This window comes from Deinococcus depolymerans, from assembly GCF_039522025.1.
Lineage (GTDB): Bacteria > Deinococcota > Deinococci > Deinococcales > Deinococcaceae > Deinococcus > Deinococcus depolymerans.
This window is the reverse complement of sequence record NZ_BAAADB010000023.1, coordinates 1-14,178: the sequence shown is the minus strand read 5'-3', so window position 1 is coordinate 14,178 and position 14,178 is coordinate 1. Positions and strand designations below refer to the sequence as shown.

Sequence of the window (14,178 nt, the reverse complement as noted above, 5' to 3'; positions counted from 1 at the left end):
ATAAGCCATTCAATCCGAGCGGATGCGAATAGGAGAGAAACGGGTTCCGGACGTGGAGTTGACGACCCGGTGCCGTTCCATGTCGTCAACGAAACAAACGGAATCCGTATGACACGGACTGCCGTCCGGGCCAGTCACTCGAGTACGAAACGCACGCCCTCTTCGAAGGTCACGCGCGCCACGTCCGCGCGGGGCAGCACGGCGTTGCGTTTCCAGGGCATCCATTCGGTCTGCCCGGCGGCGCTGCGCAGGAAGCCGCGCACCCCGACTTCCACGTAGCGGGCCGGGCCGCCCAGCAGGGCACTCAGGCCGGCGCGCAGCACGTCCGGGTCGCGCAGGGGGCCGGTCAGGCGGGCCGAGGGCACCGCGTCGGGCGCGTCACCGGCCTGGTCGGCGTGCAGCGCGGCCGGGTGGGGGCGGTACAGGTCCACGGTGAAGCCGTCCAGGGCCAGCAGGGCCGCGCGGGCCTGCGCGGCCGCCAGGGGCTGCGTGAACGCCACGTGGATGTCCAGTTCGAAGCCACGCACGCCCTTGTCCGTGCGGGTACTGGCAGGTGAAGTGGTGGGGTCGCTCATGCGCTGGCACTGGCTTCCAGCTGCTTGCGGTGGTTGTTCAGGTGAATGGCGACCATGCGCATCCAGTCCATGGCGTCCAGTTCCCCGAAGAACGGGTGCCACAGCGTGCGGCCCGGCGTGGGGCGCAGGTCAGCGGCGGTGCGTTCCAGTCCGGCGCGGCTCTGCGCCCAGCGGGTGTCCAGGTCCTCCCAGGCCAGCCCGGTGTCGCTGGGGCGGGTGTGGGGCGGGGCGACGCGGCGGCCGTCCGGGGTGGTCTCGCCGGGCGCGCGGGGCGAGGGCCGCAGTTCCCGGTCCGAGAGCAGCAGCGTCACGCCGCGCGAGATGGAGTCGTTGATCAGGATGACGTGCTCGGCGTCCTGGGCGGGGCTCCACTCGCGGCCCGGCTGCACGCGCGTCCAGTCGGCGTGGCGGGTGCGCAGCTGGGCCTTGAAGCGGTCGAGTTCCTTGGTGAGGCGGGCGCGCACGTCGTCGGGCGTGGCGCCCATCACGGCCAGCACCGCCGGGTCCGTCAGGGGCTGTGTCATGCAGCGCAGTGTAGCGCTGCCCGTCCGCGCCGGCCACCGCACGCCGCGCGCCACGTTCCCGCCGGTCAGCGGACGGGCTGCCCGATCACGGCCTTGCCGCCCAGGTAGGGGCGCAGCGCCTCGGGAATGCGGATGGTCCCGTCGGCCTGCTGGTGGTTTTCCAGCAGCGGCACCAGGATGCGGGGCGCGGCGACGCCCGTGTTGTTCAGGGTGTGCGCGAAGACCAGTTTGCCGCCCGCGTCGCGGTAGCGCAGGCCGGTGCGGCGGGCCTGCCAGTCGCCCAGGTACGAGCAGGAGTGCGTCTCGCGGTACACCTGCTCGCTGGGCACCCAGGTTTCGATGTCGTACATCAGGACCTTGCCGGCACCCATGTCGCCGGTGCAGTTCTGCACGACGCGGTACGGGAGTTCCAGGGCCGTCAGGAGCGCCTCGGCGTTCGCCAGGATCTTCGCGAACCACTCCAGGCCGATTTCCTCGCTGGCCTCGCACAGCACGTACTGCTCGACCTTGCGGAACTCGTGCACGCGGATCAGTCCGCGCACGTCCCGCCCGGCCGATCCGGCCTCGCTGCGGAACGCGGCGCTGATCGCGGCGAACGTGATCGGCAGCTGCTCGTGGTGCAGCTGCTCTCCGGCGTACAGGCTGTTCACGGGCACCTCGGCGGTCCCGGCCAGCATCAGGTCGTCGCCCTCGATCCGGTACACCTGGTCCTCCCCGCCGGGGAAGTGCCCGCTGCCCACGAACGCCTCGGGGCGGGCCAGGGCGGTGGTGGACAGCGGCGTGAAGCCCCGCCCGGCCAGGAAGTCCATGGCGAACATCAGCACCGCCATCTCCAGCATGACCGCCTCGCCCTTCAGCAGGTAGCTGCGGCTGCCGGACACGCGGGCCACGCGCTCTGGGTCGCTCCAGCCCTGTTTCTCCAGCAGGTCCACGTGGTCCAGCGGCGTGAAGTCGAACTCGGGCAGTTGTCCCTCGCGGCGCAGTTCGACGTTCTCGCTGTCGTCACGCCCGACCGGCACGGACGCGTGCGGGATGTTCGGGACGCGCAGCAGCATGACCTTCAGGCTGTCCTCGTGGGCGCGCAGGGCGGGTTCCAGGCCCCTGATCTCCTCGGCGAGGTCCTTGCCTTTCTGGATCAGCGCCGGGCGTTCCTCCGGGCTGGCTTTCGGCACGAGTTTCGCGTTGGCGTTGCGTTCGGCCTGCATGGCCTCCACGCGCTGCTTCAGGTCCACCAGTTCGCGGTCCACGCGCAGCAGCTCGTCGATGTCGATGCTCACGCCCTTGACCTGCGCGGCGTGCCTGACAGCCCCGGCGTTCTCACGGATGAATTTCAGGTCTAACATCAGTCGGCCTCCACGGTGCGGGGAACGCGGATGTGACCGTCGGGCATGCTCTCGGGGGCGAGGGCGGTCACGGCGGCCTGCGGGAAGACCGCGCCGGGCACGTCGTCGCGCAGGACGTTCACGAGGTCGACCGGGCGCTGCATTTCCTGCACGCCGCTGGTGTCCACCTCGTTCAGCTGCTCGAAGTACCCCAGCACGCGGGTCAGGTCGCCCTGCATGGCGGTGCGTTCCTCCGGGGTCAGGTGCAGCCGGGCAAGCTGCGCGAGGTGGTCTATCTGGGCCGCGTCGATCATGCCCAGAAGTATAGAGGCGCGGAACCCGGACCCGGCGGGCCGCGTACCGGGTGCCATGCGACCTTCCTGGCGTGCCCCGGTGTTCCTGAGCGTCTCCCTGCTGGCGTCCGCGCAGGCGCAGGCCACCCCGGACATCCCGGCTGCCGTGACGCGGCTGTTCGGCGGGCCGGTGCAGGCGGCGTGGCTGGCCCCGGACCTCCAGGCGGTCCTGAGTGCCGCGCAGCTTCAGACGGCGCTGGACGGCCTGCGCGCGCAGCTGGGCGCCTTCCAGCGCACCGAGATGCAGGGCGGAATGGCCGTGGCCGTGTTCGAGAAGGGGCAACTGGGCGTGCAGGCCGCGCTGGACGACCAGGGACGTTTCACGGGCCTGCGCTTCACGCCGCTGGTGGCGACCACGGACGCGACCGGGACCGGCTCGCCGCGTGAGCTGCTGAAGCGCATCTTCGGGGGACCGCTGGACCCGGCGCTGTTCTCCCCGGCGTTCCTGGAGGCGCTGCCCGCAGCGCAGTTGCAGTCCTTCCTGGAGGGCCTGCGCGCCCAGTACGGCCCGCTTCAGGACGTGCAACTCAGCGCGACCGGCGCCACCCTGATCTTCGAGAACGGCCCGCTGACCGTCCGGCAGTTCACGCTGGACGCTCAGGGCCGCGTGACCGCGCTGGTCGTCGCACCCGTCACGCCAGAAGTGACCTTCGGCTCGCCCGACGAGGCGCGCGCCGCGTTCGCCGCGCTGCCCGGACAGGTCAGCCTGCTGGTGCAGGAGGTGGGCGTTCAGGGCGGCGCCCCGCTCGTCGCCCTGAACGCGGCGCGGCCGCTGGCGGTCGGGTCCACCTTCAAACTGGCGATCCTGGCCGAGTTGCAGGCGCAGGTCAGCGCCGGGCAGCGTGCCTGGACCGACGAACTGACCCTGACGGACGCCGACCGCAGCCTCCCCAGCGGCACGTTGCAGGACGCGCCGACCGGCAGCCGGTACACGCTGCGGGACCTCGCGGCGCGCATGATCTCGCAGAGCGACAACACCGCCACGGACCTGCTGCTGAACGCCGTGGGCCGCGCGGGCGTGGAGGCCCGGTTCGGTCAGCGGCCCATGCCGGGCACCCGCGAGGCCTTCGCGCTGAAGAACCCCGCGAACGCCGCGCTGCTCGCGGAGTACCGCGCCGCCGTCCTGAACGTCCCGGCGCGGCGGGCGGTGCTGGACCGGGCGCGCGTGGCCCCGCTGCCCGCCACCTCGGCGTTCGCGGGCGGTCCCCTGGCGCGGGACGTGGAATGGTTCGCCAGCACGGGGCGTCTGTGCCGCCTGATGGGTGAGGTTGCCGCGCTGAAGGAGACGCAGCTGAACCCCGGCGTGGCCGACCCCGCCGAGTTCCGCAGCGTCAGCTTCAAGGGCGGCAGCGAACCCGGCGTGCTGAACCTGACCACCCAGGTCACCACCCCGGCGGGGCGCACGTACTGCGTGAGCGCCACCTGGAACGACGCCCGCCCCCTGAACGACCCGCAGTTCCTGGCACTGTACGGCGGCGTGCTGCGCCTGCTGCGCTGATCCCACCCCCACCACACACCGCACCCCACGCCTTCCCTGAAGGTTCGCTCGGGGTTCCTCACCCGGCGTCAGGCAGGGCCGCGCACAGTGAAGGGCATGACGCCCCGCATCCGCACGGCCCTGCTGTCCATCGCCCTGCTCGGCACGCTGTCCGCCCAGGCCCAGGTGAGCATCTTCACCATTCCGGCCCTGCCGCCCCGCAGCGCCGCGCCGGCCCCCACCACGCCCGCGCCCAGCACCCCAGCACCCGTCACTCCGGCACCCGTCACTCCGGCACCCACCACCCCGGCCCGGCCGGCCCTGAACCCCGCGCTGACCACCCCGCACAGCGCCAACCTGAGCGGCCCCGCCAGCCTGCGCGGCGGGCAGGACACCACCTGGACCTTCAACCTGACCAACGAGGGCGAGAACCCCATCGAGTTGCAGCACGGAGCCTGCGACGTACGCTTCGAGGTCCTGAACGCCGCCGGCAAGGTCGTGCGCGCCAACCCCACGAACACGGTCTGCACCATGCAGCTGGTCGTCACGAACGTCGCGCCCGGCGAGACCATGGACGTGCAGAGCGTCCGCTGGAACGGCCGGGGCAGCGACGGCAAGGCCCTGCCTGCCGGGGAGTACACCATCCGCGCCTACTTCAACGGAGCGGGCGTGAGCATCGTCGCCACCGATTACCCGGTCACGCTGGAAAACTGAACGCCCCCCACCGGCTCACGGAACAGCGGGCCGCGTGTGAGGCGGCCCGCTGTTTCATGCCGGTCTGTCAGGGCGCCTGACCAGCGGCCCGGTCGGTCCGCACCTGCGCGAGTTTCACGCTGTCCCAGCGCTGCCCGGCCCAAGCGCGGGCCTGCGGGATGCGGGCGCACTCGCGGAAACCGGCGCGGGCGGCGGCCCGCACCATGCGTTCGTTGCCGCCCCAGGTGGTCAGGGTCAGGACGTGCGCGTCCGTCTGCTCGAAGGTCGCCGCCGCCCACAGGTCCAGCGCCCGCGTGCCCAGCCCGCCGCCCCAGTGCCGGGGGTCGAAGATCAGCAGGCCCAGCTCCCACCAGCCGCCGCCCGCCGGGGCTTCCTCGTGGCGGGTGACCTGCCCGATACACGCGCCGCTGAGCGCGATGATCTGCCCGTGCGGATCGGGCGCACGACCACGCTCGCGGGCCGTGAAGTCCGTCAGGGACAGCGTGGACGGCCCGCTGCCCGCGTGAAAGTACGGGGCGTCCCAGCGTTTCCATTCCGGGCCGCTCTCGGCATGCAGCCAGCGCCAGAGGGTGGGCAGGTCGTCGTCACGGCGGTCACGCAGGGTCAGGACGGGCAGGGTCACGTTGGGCGGTGTGGGCATCGACGCGCAGCGTACCCCGGCCGGGAATCTGTGGACATACGCCTTCTGCCGGATGCAACTCCTCACGCATGGGGTGCGTAATGGGGGGCATGAGCGATGGTACTTCCGGTCCGCTGACTCCCCCCGATTCCCTGCTGAAAGCGCCGGACGCCGTCCCGGCCGTGCGGGCGCAGGAAGCGCCGGAGATGGTGCCACTGTCCGCCGAGGACCGCGCACGGCTCGACCAGATGGCCCGCGCCTTCGCTCAGGACGTCCTGAGCGCCGGGGCGCACACCCCGGAATTCAAACGCAAGCTGGACGCCGTGCATGAACTCGGCCTGCCCGAACAGCGGGCCGCCGCGCAGAGCAGCAACCGCATGCTGGACCGCCCGCTGCGCGCCACCAAGGTCGGCGCACTCGCCGAGGGCAGCGACATCCTGCGCGGCCTGACCGACCTGCGCCGCACCGTCGAGGACCTGGACCCCAGCCGCGCGGCCACGCCCCGCCGCTTCCTGGGCCTGCTGCCCGGCGGGAAGAAGGTGCAGAACGCCCTGGACAAGTACCAGAGCGCGCAGTCGCACCTGAACGGCATCCTGGAGGCGCTGTACCGCGGTCAGGACGAACTGCGCCGCGACAACGCCACCATCGAGACCGAGAAGGTGCACCTGTGGGACACCATGCAGAAACTCCGGCAGTACGCGCACGTCGGGAAGGCCGTGGACGAGGCCCTCACGCAGCGCCTCCAGGAGTTGCAGGCCACCGACCCCGACAAGGCCCGCATGGTCAGCGAGGAACTGCTGTTCGCGGTGCGGCAGCGCGTGACGGACCTGCTGACCCAGCTGGCCGTCAGCATCCAGGGCTACCTGGCGCTGGACCTCGTGCGGCGCAACAACCTCGAACTGATCAAGGGCGTGGACCGCGCCACGACCACCACCGTCAGCGCCCTGAAGACCGCGCTGATGGTCTCGCAGGCCCTCGGGACGCAACAGGCCGTGCTGGGTCAGGTGACGGCCCTGAACGACACGACCGGCAAGATGATCGGCTCGACCGCCAGCCTGCTGCGCCAGCAGAGCACCGAGATCCAGCGGCAGGCGGGCAGCGCCACCGTGGACCCGCAGATCATCCAGGCGGCGTTCCGGGACGTGTACGGCGCGCTGGACGCCATCAGCTCGTACCGGCAGCAGGCGCTGGAACGCTTCCAGGACACCATGCAGGTGCTGGACAAGGAGGTCGCGCAGGCGCAGACGTACCTGGACCGCGAGCGGCAGCAGGCGTCCCGCGAACTCGCGCAGGACCTGAACGTCACGCCACAGGGCGAGCTGAAAATCTGATACGGACCCCGATTGAATGGCCTTTGTAGCCCATTCAATCCGAGCGAAGCGACTCGTAGAGCTGCCCCGCACAGCGGGAGCAAAACGGATTCCGTTTGTTTCGTTCACAGATCGGAACACCACCGATCTGTCAACTCCACGTCCGGAACCCGTTTTGCTCCTTCTCGCATCCGCTCGGATTGAACGGCTTTGTAAGCCATTCAATCGGAGTCCGTATAACACGCCCCTCCGGACGTGAAGCCGGCAGAGGCGGTGAAGCTCAGGATTGTTGGCGAAACAAACGGCAGTCCGTATGACCAATGGTACGGACACTGTTCAAGCACCAGAGGGGACAGGCATCGACAACGTCGTCACGCCATTCCTGCTCACCCCCTCCCCGCCTCCCCCCTCAAGGGGGAGGGGTAGACGCGGCGTGTTCATCGCTGGTCTGCCCTGAAGTTATGAATCTGGCCCCACCATTGCTTATACGGACCCTTCACCACACGCACCTGACGCAACCGCGAGTGGTGAAGGTCCGGCCGCTCGGATCAAGAGTTTCCAGGCGGCACGAGATGCCCTCCAGAACGCTGCCAATCACGGCCCTACACGGATTTTTGTCGGTCAGCACAGCATTCTGCGCGTATCTGTTCCTTGCGCCCCGTACCACACGACATCCGGCGTCTCTCGCCTTCTCGTTGTTCGACCGCCCGATGCTTGTCTCCGGGCTGTTCAGGCTGAGAAGGGCTTGTCACGGCTAAAAGTTCTCTCCAAGACGCAAGGGGGAAAATGACGTGCTGACCGACGTTTCTCCTTCTCCGCGCCCTCATGACGTCGTGTGGCACACGGCTCCAACAGGTGTGGAAACTCTTGCTCGGATAGAAACGGGCCGGACGCCCCTATGGGAGGCGTCCGGCCCGCTTCTGTACAGGGTCTGTTGCGTTCAGTTGTCGGCGCGGGCGCTCTGGCTTTCGTTCATGGCGTCGGCCGGGGCGAAGGTGAGGCACTGGGCGGTCTGGCCGCTCATGCTGACCTCGATCTGGCCGGCGGTGCAGTTCATGTCCTCGTTGAAGCGGCAGGTGGTGGCGTCGCAGCGGCTGACCATGCTCTGGGTGTCGTCGTTCATGGGACCCTCCTGCCTTCAGCGTGCGGCCCGTGTGGGCGGGGGATGGTGAGCTGCGCTGCACGGTGAAGGGAAGGGGCGGATTCCGAGTAAACGGGTCTGTTTTCTGCGTTCCAGCCGCTTTTTGGGCTGCTGGAGCGGACTGCGGTTCCCTCCGACACTTGCGTGGCGGCTGCAGTCCCTCATTTGTTTCACACGGACCCCGGCTTCAGTTGAGCAGGCTGGCGCGGATGCCCTGGGCGCAGGCGACGCGGTGCGCGACCTGCGCGGCGTCCAGTTCGCCGTGTTCGCGCAGTCCGGCGGCCAGGACCTCGATCTCGGTCCAGGCGCGGCGGAGTCTGGCGCGGGTGCGGCCCCGCAGGACGCTCAGGTAGGCGTCCAGGGTGTCGCGTTCGTCCGGGTCGGTCAGGGCGCAGTCGAGGAGCATGCGGGCGTCCCGGCCGCCGTCGGGGGTGGGCGTGCCGCTCAGGTGGGCGGCCTCGGCGGGGGCCAGGGCGACCATCACGACTTCCTCGGCCAGCGCGCGGTTCAGGCGCAGCGCGGCCGGGTCCGGCGCGGCAGCGTAGGTGACGCCGTGCAGGGTCACGCGGTTCAGGCGCAGCGGGGCGCGGGGGTGGGTGTGCGCCAGGAACGCCTCGGCTGCCCGGTGCAGCGAGCGGGCGTGCGCGGCGGTGGGGGCGGTGGCCGGGGGGGTCTGGGGGTGGGGGCTGGTCATAATCCTGACTTCCGGACTCAGGATAGGGCGGCCCGGGTGAGATTCGTAAGCACCGGCCGGGGGGGGCACTGTCCAGCGAAGCGCTGTCCGGGAAGGCCGGACCCGTCCAGCTGCCCCCCAGCCTCCCGGCGGTCATACGGACTCCGATTGAATGGCTTACAAAGCCGTTCAATCCGAGCGGATGCGAGTAGGAGAGAAGCGCCCCTCCGGACGTGGAGTTGACGACCCGGTGCCGTTCCGGGTCGTCAACGAAACAAACGGAATCCGTATCAGCCGCCCTTCTCCTCGACCTCGGCCTGCCGCTCACCCCAGGCGGCCATCTTCGCCTCCAGCTGCACTTCCAGGTCGTGCGCCGCCTGCCCCAGCGCCACGAAGTCGGCGTCGGCGGGCGCGGCGTTCAGGGCGGCCTGCGCCTCTTCCAGCTGCGCCTCCAGGCGGGCGATGTCCGCCTCGATGGCCTCGACCTCGCGCTTGAGGTGCCACAGGCCCTTCGCTTTCGGCGCGGCAGGCTTGGGGGCGGCCTTCGGGGCGGCGGCCAGCGCCTCGGCTTCCAGTTCGGCGGCCGTGCGGTGCTTGGCCTTGTAGTCCTCCCAGCCGGGGTACTCGTAGAACTGCCCGTCCTCGATCAGCCAGATGCGGTCGGCGAGGCCCTCGATGAAGGCGCGGTCGTGGCTGACCATCATCAGGGTGCCGCCGAAGTCCTCCAGCGCGACTTCCAGGCTCTCGACCATCTCCATGTCCAGGTGGTTGGTGGGTTCGTCCATGACCAGCAGGTTGTGGTCCTCCTGCGCGAGTTTCAGCAGGGCCAGGCGGGCCCGTTCGCCGCCCGAGAGGATGCGGGCCTGCTTGTCGTGCTGGTCGTACGGGAACATGAAGGTGCCCAGCAGGTCGTGCGCCTGCGGGTCCTTCTGGGTGTACGCGCGGGCCACGTCGTAGAGCGTGTCGTTGGGGTCCACGCCGCGCAGCGCCTGATCGTAGTACCCGACCGTCACGCGCGCCCCGGTCAGCAGGCGCGTGCGGGGGTCGTCGCTTTTCTCCAGGCCCAGCAGGGTCCGCAGGAAGGTGGTCTTCCCCGCCCCGTTGCGCCCGATGATGGCGATGCGTTCACCCCGGCGGATCTGCACGCTCACGTCCCGGAACAGGGTGCGACCCCCCGGCAGCACGCGCGTGACGTGCCGGGCGTCCAGGATCACGTCGCCACTTTCCGGCGCGTGGAAGGTGATGCGGGCCGTGCGCTGCTCGGCGGCCGGGGCGGCGGTCGCGCGGCTCTGCATGCGGTCCACGCGGGCCTGCATGGCCTTGGCGCGCCGGGCGAGTTTGCTCATGCCCAGACCCCAGATCTTCATGCGGTCCGCGCTGGCCTGCAGGCTGGCGATCTGCTTGCTCTCGATGGCGTGCCGGGCGGCCTGCTGCTCCTGCTCGACTTCCAGCAGTTCGCGGAACTTGGTGTAGTTCCCGGCGTACATCTTCAGGGTGCCGCCGCGCAGGTAAGCGGTCTCGCGGGTCACGGTGTCCAGGAAGGTACGGTCGTGACTGATGACCAGCACCGCGCCCGGGTAGCGGCCCAGGAAGCCTTCCAGCCACTCGACCATCACGATGTCCAGGTGGTTGGTGGGCTCGTCGAGCAGCAGCACGTCCGGGTTCTCGACCAGCAGCGCCGCCAGACCCAGCCGGGTCCGTTCCCCGCCGCTGAGGCTGGCGGCCAAGTCGTTCTCGCGGCCCCGGAACCCGAAGGCCAGGGTCACGGCGTCCTTGCGGCTGCGGCGCTCGAAGCCCCCCCGGCGCTGGTAGTGTTCCAGCAGCGCCTCGTGGTGCAGGATGCTCTCGGGTGTGCCGCTGCTCATGGCGGCGGCGGCGGCGCTCAGTTCGGCCTCCAGTGCGTCGAGGTCCTGGAAGGCGGCGTTCAGGACGCTGTCGATGGTCGCGCCGTCCGGGAACACCGGATCCTGCTGCAGCGACCGGACCCGCACGCCGGGCGCGCGTTTCACGGTGCCCCCGTCGGGGGTGAGCTGCCCGGTCAGGAGTTTCAGCAGCGTGCTTTTCCCGGCCCCGTTGCGGCCGACCAGACCCACCCGGTCGCCCGGCTGCACGGCAAAATTCACTTCGCTGAGCACGGTCAGCGGACCGTACTCCTTACTGGCATCCACGACGGCAACAAGCACGCCCCTCAGTATACGCGCGTTACGAAATTGTCAGATTTTTCTCGTAGACTGGATTCAATGAAGGTGACGGCCCCCGCAGCAGTTCCGAAGCTCCACTCGAACCTCCGGGTCGTTCCCCTGACGGCGCTGCTCCTGCTGGGCGGCGCCGCCTTCGCCCTCGCAGCCGGCAGCGCCCCGACCCTCAGTGCCGTGCAGGGCAGCGTCGAGACGCTCGGAGAGGCCGGCACCTGGGCCGCCCAGCCCGCCGGCGCCGCCGTGACCACCTCGCTGCGCACCGGCACGGGCCGCGCGGTCCTGACCACCGGGAACGGGCAGGTCGTGATGGGCAGCGCCTCGCAGTTGCGCCGCCTGCGGGACGAGGCGGACCTCACGCAGGGCCGCTTCTTCCTGCGCGGACCGGTCGCCGTGCATGTCGCCGGTAACCACGTCGTGATGGACAGCCCCGGGCAGATCCGGGTGGACCTCGACGGCCGGGTCACGCGCCGCGTCGCCGTGCTGACCGGACAGGCCCGCGTGGACCTGGGCGGACGCCTGATCACCGTGCGCGCCGCGCAGCAACTGAACCTGGGAAGCGGGCAGCTGAGCGCCTTCCGGGAAACGGACCCCTGGTACGCCTCGCAGTTCCGCGGGCTGGGCAGCGCGAACGTCGAGGCGACCCGCGGCATGGTGCACATCGAACAAGGCGGCCGCACGCGGGTCGCGGACGTCGGCGAGACCCTGGACCCCGGCAGCCGCCTGAACACCGACGCGGGCGCCTGGGCCGAGGTGGGCTTCACGGGCGGCGGCTACCTGCGCCTGAACGAACAGAGCGAACTGAGCGTCCTGGCCGTCGAACGCACCGAACGGGGCCGCGAGGTCCTGCTGAAACTCTCACGCGGCACCGCCTGGAACGTCGTGCAGAAGGGACAGGGCGGCTACCGCCTCGACACCCCGGTCGTCAGTACCGCCGTGCGCGGCACGGTCTTCCGCGTGGACGCCAGCGGGACCGTGAAGGTCTTCGAGGGGCAGGTGGCGCTGCCGGGCAACGCCGACCAGACCGTCAGCGCCGGACAGCAACGCGCGGAGAGTGGCGCCCTGGGCACCCTGACGCCCGACGCTCTCGACCGCTTCAACCAGTCGCTGGACGCCGAACGCGCCCGCCCACTCACCCTGGCCCTGCCGCGAGGGGCGCGCAGCATGCAGGACCTGACCCTCAGCGCCCGCAGCCTGCCCGACGCCACCGTGACCGCCAGCGTCGCCGGCCGCAGCGTGACCCTCAGCGGCGCGGGCGGCGCATTCCGCCTCGAACGCCTCGAAGACAGCCTCCCGGAGGGCCGCTACGAGGCGCAGGTCACCGCGCGCCGCCTCGGGCAGACCGTCACGGGCCGCGCTCCCGTCGTGATCGACCGCACCGCCCCCACCGTCACGTTCCGCGCCACCCGCTCCGGGCGGATCCTGCACCTCACGGGCGACGTGCAGGACAGCGGCTCGCTCATCAGCGGCACCCACGTGCAGCTTAGCGTGACCCTCGGCGGCGCCACGTACCGCCGTCTCGTCAGGCCCGGCCCCGCCGCGCTCGACTGGACCCTCCCGCTGGCCCGCCCGGACGCCACGGGTCACCTCACCCTGAAGGACGAGGCAGGCAACGAACGCCATGTTGAGATCCCCTGACCGCTCGCTGGCGCTGTACACCGTCCCGGTGGCGGCGGTCCTCGCGCTGCTGCTGACCCTGATCCTGCCGGACAACCCGCGCCTCTGGGACGCCCTGAACCGCGCCCTGCCCAGCGCCACCGACCGCCGCATCGTGCTGGTCGGCATCGACGACGCCTCCCTGCGCGACTACGGCCGCATCGGCACCTGGCCCCGCGAACTGTACGGGCAGGCGCTGCGCACCCTCAACCAGGCCGGCGCGACCGCCATCGGCATCGACGTGCTGCTCAGCGACCCCGCCCTGAACGACCGCCGCCTCGCCGACGCCTTCAGTCAGCCGAACGTCGTCCTGGCCACCGCCCCCGGCGAGAGCGGCCTGCTCGCCAGCCCCGACTGGCGTTCCCCGACCGGCATCAGCGCCCTGAACGTCAGCCCCGACGGCATCGTCCGCACCTTCCAGACCGGCTACCCCACCGGCGACCGCGGCCCCCTCGGCGCCAGCTTCGCGCGGCAGCTGGCCGTCGCCGCCGGCCGGAACGTCCCACTGAGCACCGAACCGCAACTGCTGCGCTACAGCTCCCCCGACCAGGACCGCCTGCCCGTCATTCCCTTCCGGGACGTCGTGAACGGCAACGTCCGCTACGGTGACATTCAGGGCAAGATCGTCATCGTCGGCCTGACCGCCACCGGCACCGGCGGCCCCACCGTCCGCGACGTCACCGGGCAGACCGTCGCCGGCGCCGCCCTGCAGGCCCGCGCGGTCTCCAGCCTGCTCAGCCCGCCCTTCACCCGCCTCCCCACCTGGCTGATCGCGCTGCTGGCCGTCGCCACCGCCGTCACGGCCGTCCTGGCACGCGGCATGTGGGGCTTCGGGCTCGCCATGCTGACGCTGGCCGCCGCGATTCCCCTGTGGCTGGGGAACATCCTGCTGCCCGGCGTGACGCTCTCGTACGCCGCGATTCTCGGCACGGCCCTCGTCGCCCTGGAACGCTGGTGGAACCTGCGGAACCTCAGCGTGCGCGACCCCCTGACCGGCTTCGGGAACCGCGTGGCCTTCACCCGCGCCCTCGAACAGCGCTGGGCCGGCCGCGCCGCCCGGCCGCTGGGCCTGCTGCTCGTCGACCTGAGCGGCTTTCGCAAGGTGAACGAACTGTACGGCCTGCAGGCCGGCGACGAACTGCTGCGCGACCTGTCCGGACGCATCATGAAACACAAACGCCGCGGCGACCTGATCTTCCGCTGGGGACCCGACGAGTTCGCGGTCCTGCTCGACAACGCCAGCACCCAGGACATGGCCCTCGTCACGCAGCGCCTGCAGGATTCCCTCGGGCAGCTCTCCTACCGTGACCTGCACGTCCGCACCAGCGTCGGGGCCGCCCGCACCAGTCCCGACATCCAGACGCCCATCGACCTCGTGGAGGCGGCCAGCCGCAGCCGCTACCGCGTGAAATACCAGCGCGAACAGCGGGGCTAGCGCACTTGCCATAAAGATGCAGTCTTATACGGGCTCGGATTGAACGGCTTTGTAAGCCATTCAATCCGAGCAAGAGTTTCCACTTCCCTGCCGATGTCGTGTCACGCGGCCTTAAGCAGGAGTCCGTCCTGCTCCATCCCGGTCAGGACGTACTTTTCAGCATTCTGAGCTGCCTGCCGTTGTG

General features: G+C 70.4%; 13 protein-coding genes. 5 read left to right on the top strand and 8 right to left on the bottom strand.

Features of this window, described 5'->3' with window-relative positions; translation table 11 throughout:
• Window positions 1–134 precede the first annotated feature (134 nt).
• The 4 genes from ABDZ66_RS12075 to gatC form a co-directional block, all read right to left on the bottom strand.
• A complete protein-coding gene (locus ABDZ66_RS12075; RefSeq protein ID WP_343759225.1) occupies window positions 135–575 on the bottom strand; it encodes a hypothetical protein in 441 nt (146 codons plus the stop codon).
• Window positions 572–1,099, bottom strand: a complete 528-nt coding sequence (locus tag ABDZ66_RS12070; RefSeq protein WP_343759222.1) for a DinB family protein — start codon at window positions 1,097–1,099, stop codon at window positions 572–574. The genes ABDZ66_RS12075 and ABDZ66_RS12070 overlap by 4 nt, the downstream gene beginning before the upstream one ends.
• Before the next feature lie 65 nt (window positions 1,100–1,164).
• Window positions 1,165–2,442, bottom strand: coding sequence for a serine--tRNA ligase (gene serS / locus ABDZ66_RS12065; RefSeq protein ID WP_343759220.1), 1,278 nt, complete (start codon window positions 2,440–2,442; stop codon window positions 1,165–1,167).
• Window positions 2,442–2,735 (bottom strand): Asp-tRNA(Asn)/Glu-tRNA(Gln) amidotransferase subunit GatC, encoded by a 294-nt coding sequence (gene gatC / locus ABDZ66_RS12060; protein ID WP_343759218.1) that lies wholly within the window; start codon window positions 2,733–2,735, stop codon window positions 2,442–2,444. Before gatC ends, serS begins: the two co-directional genes overlap by 1 nt.
• A 55-nt stretch (window positions 2,736–2,790) precedes the next feature.
• Here gatC and ABDZ66_RS12055 point away from each other — a divergent pair, with 55 nt between their 5' ends.
• Window positions 2,791–4,272: a serine hydrolase gene (locus ABDZ66_RS12055; RefSeq protein WP_343759213.1), complete on the top strand. Its 1,482-nt coding sequence runs from the start codon at window positions 2,791–2,793 to the stop codon at window positions 4,270–4,272.
• A 96-nt stretch (window positions 4,273–4,368) separates the two neighbouring features.
• The gene (locus ABDZ66_RS12050) at window positions 4,369–4,965 is read left to right on the top strand and encodes a BsuPI-related putative proteinase inhibitor (protein WP_343759209.1); all 597 of its coding nucleotides are present in this window, start codon (window positions 4,369–4,371) and stop codon (window positions 4,963–4,965) included.
• Between the two features lie 67 nt (window positions 4,966–5,032).
• On the opposite strand, the gene ABDZ66_RS12045 is transcribed toward ABDZ66_RS12050, so the two are convergent.
• Window positions 5,033–5,605, bottom strand: a complete 573-nt coding sequence (locus ABDZ66_RS12045; protein ID WP_343759208.1) for a GNAT family N-acetyltransferase — start codon at window positions 5,603–5,605, stop codon at window positions 5,033–5,035.
• A gap of 89 nt (window positions 5,606–5,694) precedes the next feature.
• Between ABDZ66_RS12045 and ABDZ66_RS12040 the strand changes: the two genes are divergently transcribed.
• A complete protein-coding gene (locus ABDZ66_RS12040; protein WP_230295493.1) occupies window positions 5,695–6,915 on the top strand; it encodes a toxic anion resistance protein in 1,221 nt (406 codons plus the stop codon).
• 919 nt (window positions 6,916–7,834) lie between these two features.
• Here the strand turns inward: ABDZ66_RS12040 and ABDZ66_RS12035 are convergent.
• From ABDZ66_RS12035 to ABDZ66_RS12025, 3 genes are all read right to left on the bottom strand, one after another.
• Complete coding sequence (locus tag ABDZ66_RS12035; protein WP_055362967.1) at window positions 7,835–8,017, bottom strand: DUF1540 domain-containing protein; 183 nt, start codon at window positions 8,015–8,017, stop codon at window positions 7,835–7,837.
• A gap of 205 nt (window positions 8,018–8,222) precedes the next feature.
• A complete protein-coding gene (locus tag ABDZ66_RS12030; protein WP_343759202.1) occupies window positions 8,223–8,729 on the bottom strand; it encodes a hypothetical protein in 507 nt (168 codons plus the stop codon).
• 269 nt (window positions 8,730–8,998) lie between these two features.
• On the bottom strand, window positions 8,999–10,891 hold the full coding sequence (locus ABDZ66_RS12025; protein WP_343759198.1) for an ABC-F family ATP-binding cassette domain-containing protein: 1,893 nt from the start codon (window positions 10,889–10,891) through the stop codon (window positions 8,999–9,001).
• Between the two features lie 57 nt (window positions 10,892–10,948).
• Here ABDZ66_RS12025 and ABDZ66_RS12020 point away from each other — a divergent pair, with 57 nt between their 5' ends.
• Both ABDZ66_RS12020 and ABDZ66_RS12015 read left to right on the top strand, forming a co-directional pair.
• On the top strand, window positions 10,949–12,541 hold the full coding sequence (locus tag ABDZ66_RS12020) for a FecR domain-containing protein (protein ID WP_343759196.1): 1,593 nt from the start codon (window positions 10,949–10,951) through the stop codon (window positions 12,539–12,541).
• Complete coding sequence (locus tag ABDZ66_RS12015) at window positions 12,525–13,994, top strand: sensor domain-containing diguanylate cyclase (RefSeq protein ID WP_343759193.1); 1,470 nt, start codon at window positions 12,525–12,527, stop codon at window positions 13,992–13,994. Before ABDZ66_RS12020 ends, ABDZ66_RS12015 begins: the two co-directional genes overlap by 17 nt.
• The last annotated feature ends 184 nt before the right edge of the window (window positions 13,995–14,178 follow it).

What these genes read in the sequence shown, in the direction of transcription:
- ABDZ66_RS12075 (WP_343759225.1), bottom strand. Translation starts at nt 575, where the DNA reads ATGAGCGACCCCACCACTTCACCTGCCAGTACCCGCACGGACAAGGGC.
- ABDZ66_RS12055 (WP_343759213.1), top strand. Translation starts at nt 2,791, where the DNA reads ATGCGACCTTCCTGGCGTGCCCCGGTGTTCCTGAGCGTCTCCCTGCTG.
- ABDZ66_RS12020 (WP_343759196.1), top strand. Translation starts at nt 10,949, where the DNA reads ATGAAGGTGACGGCCCCCGCAGCAGTTCCGAAGCTCCACTCGAACCTC.
- ABDZ66_RS12030 (WP_343759202.1), bottom strand. Translation starts at nt 8,729, where the DNA reads ATGACCAGCCCCCACCCCCAGACCCCCCCGGCCACCGCCCCCACCGCC.
- ABDZ66_RS12070 (WP_343759222.1), bottom strand. Translation starts at nt 1,099, where the DNA reads ATGACACAGCCCCTGACGGACCCGGCGGTGCTGGCCGTGATGGGCGCC.
- gatC (WP_343759218.1), bottom strand. Translation starts at nt 2,735, where the DNA reads ATGATCGACGCGGCCCAGATAGACCACCTCGCGCAGCTTGCCCGGCTG.
- ABDZ66_RS12045 (WP_343759208.1), bottom strand. Translation starts at nt 5,605, where the DNA reads ATGCCCACACCGCCCAACGTGACCCTGCCCGTCCTGACCCTGCGTGAC.
- ABDZ66_RS12050 (WP_343759209.1), top strand. Translation starts at nt 4,369, where the DNA reads ATGACGCCCCGCATCCGCACGGCCCTGCTGTCCATCGCCCTGCTCGGC.
- ABDZ66_RS12040 (WP_230295493.1), top strand. Translation starts at nt 5,695, where the DNA reads ATGAGCGATGGTACTTCCGGTCCGCTGACTCCCCCCGATTCCCTGCTG.
- serS (WP_343759220.1), bottom strand. Translation starts at nt 2,442, where the DNA reads ATGTTAGACCTGAAATTCATCCGTGAGAACGCCGGGGCTGTCAGGCAC.
- ABDZ66_RS12015 (WP_343759193.1), top strand. Translation starts at nt 12,525, where the DNA reads ATGTTGAGATCCCCTGACCGCTCGCTGGCGCTGTACACCGTCCCGGTG.
- ABDZ66_RS12035 (WP_055362967.1), bottom strand. Translation starts at nt 8,017, where the DNA reads ATGAACGACGACACCCAGAGCATGGTCAGCCGCTGCGACGCCACCACC.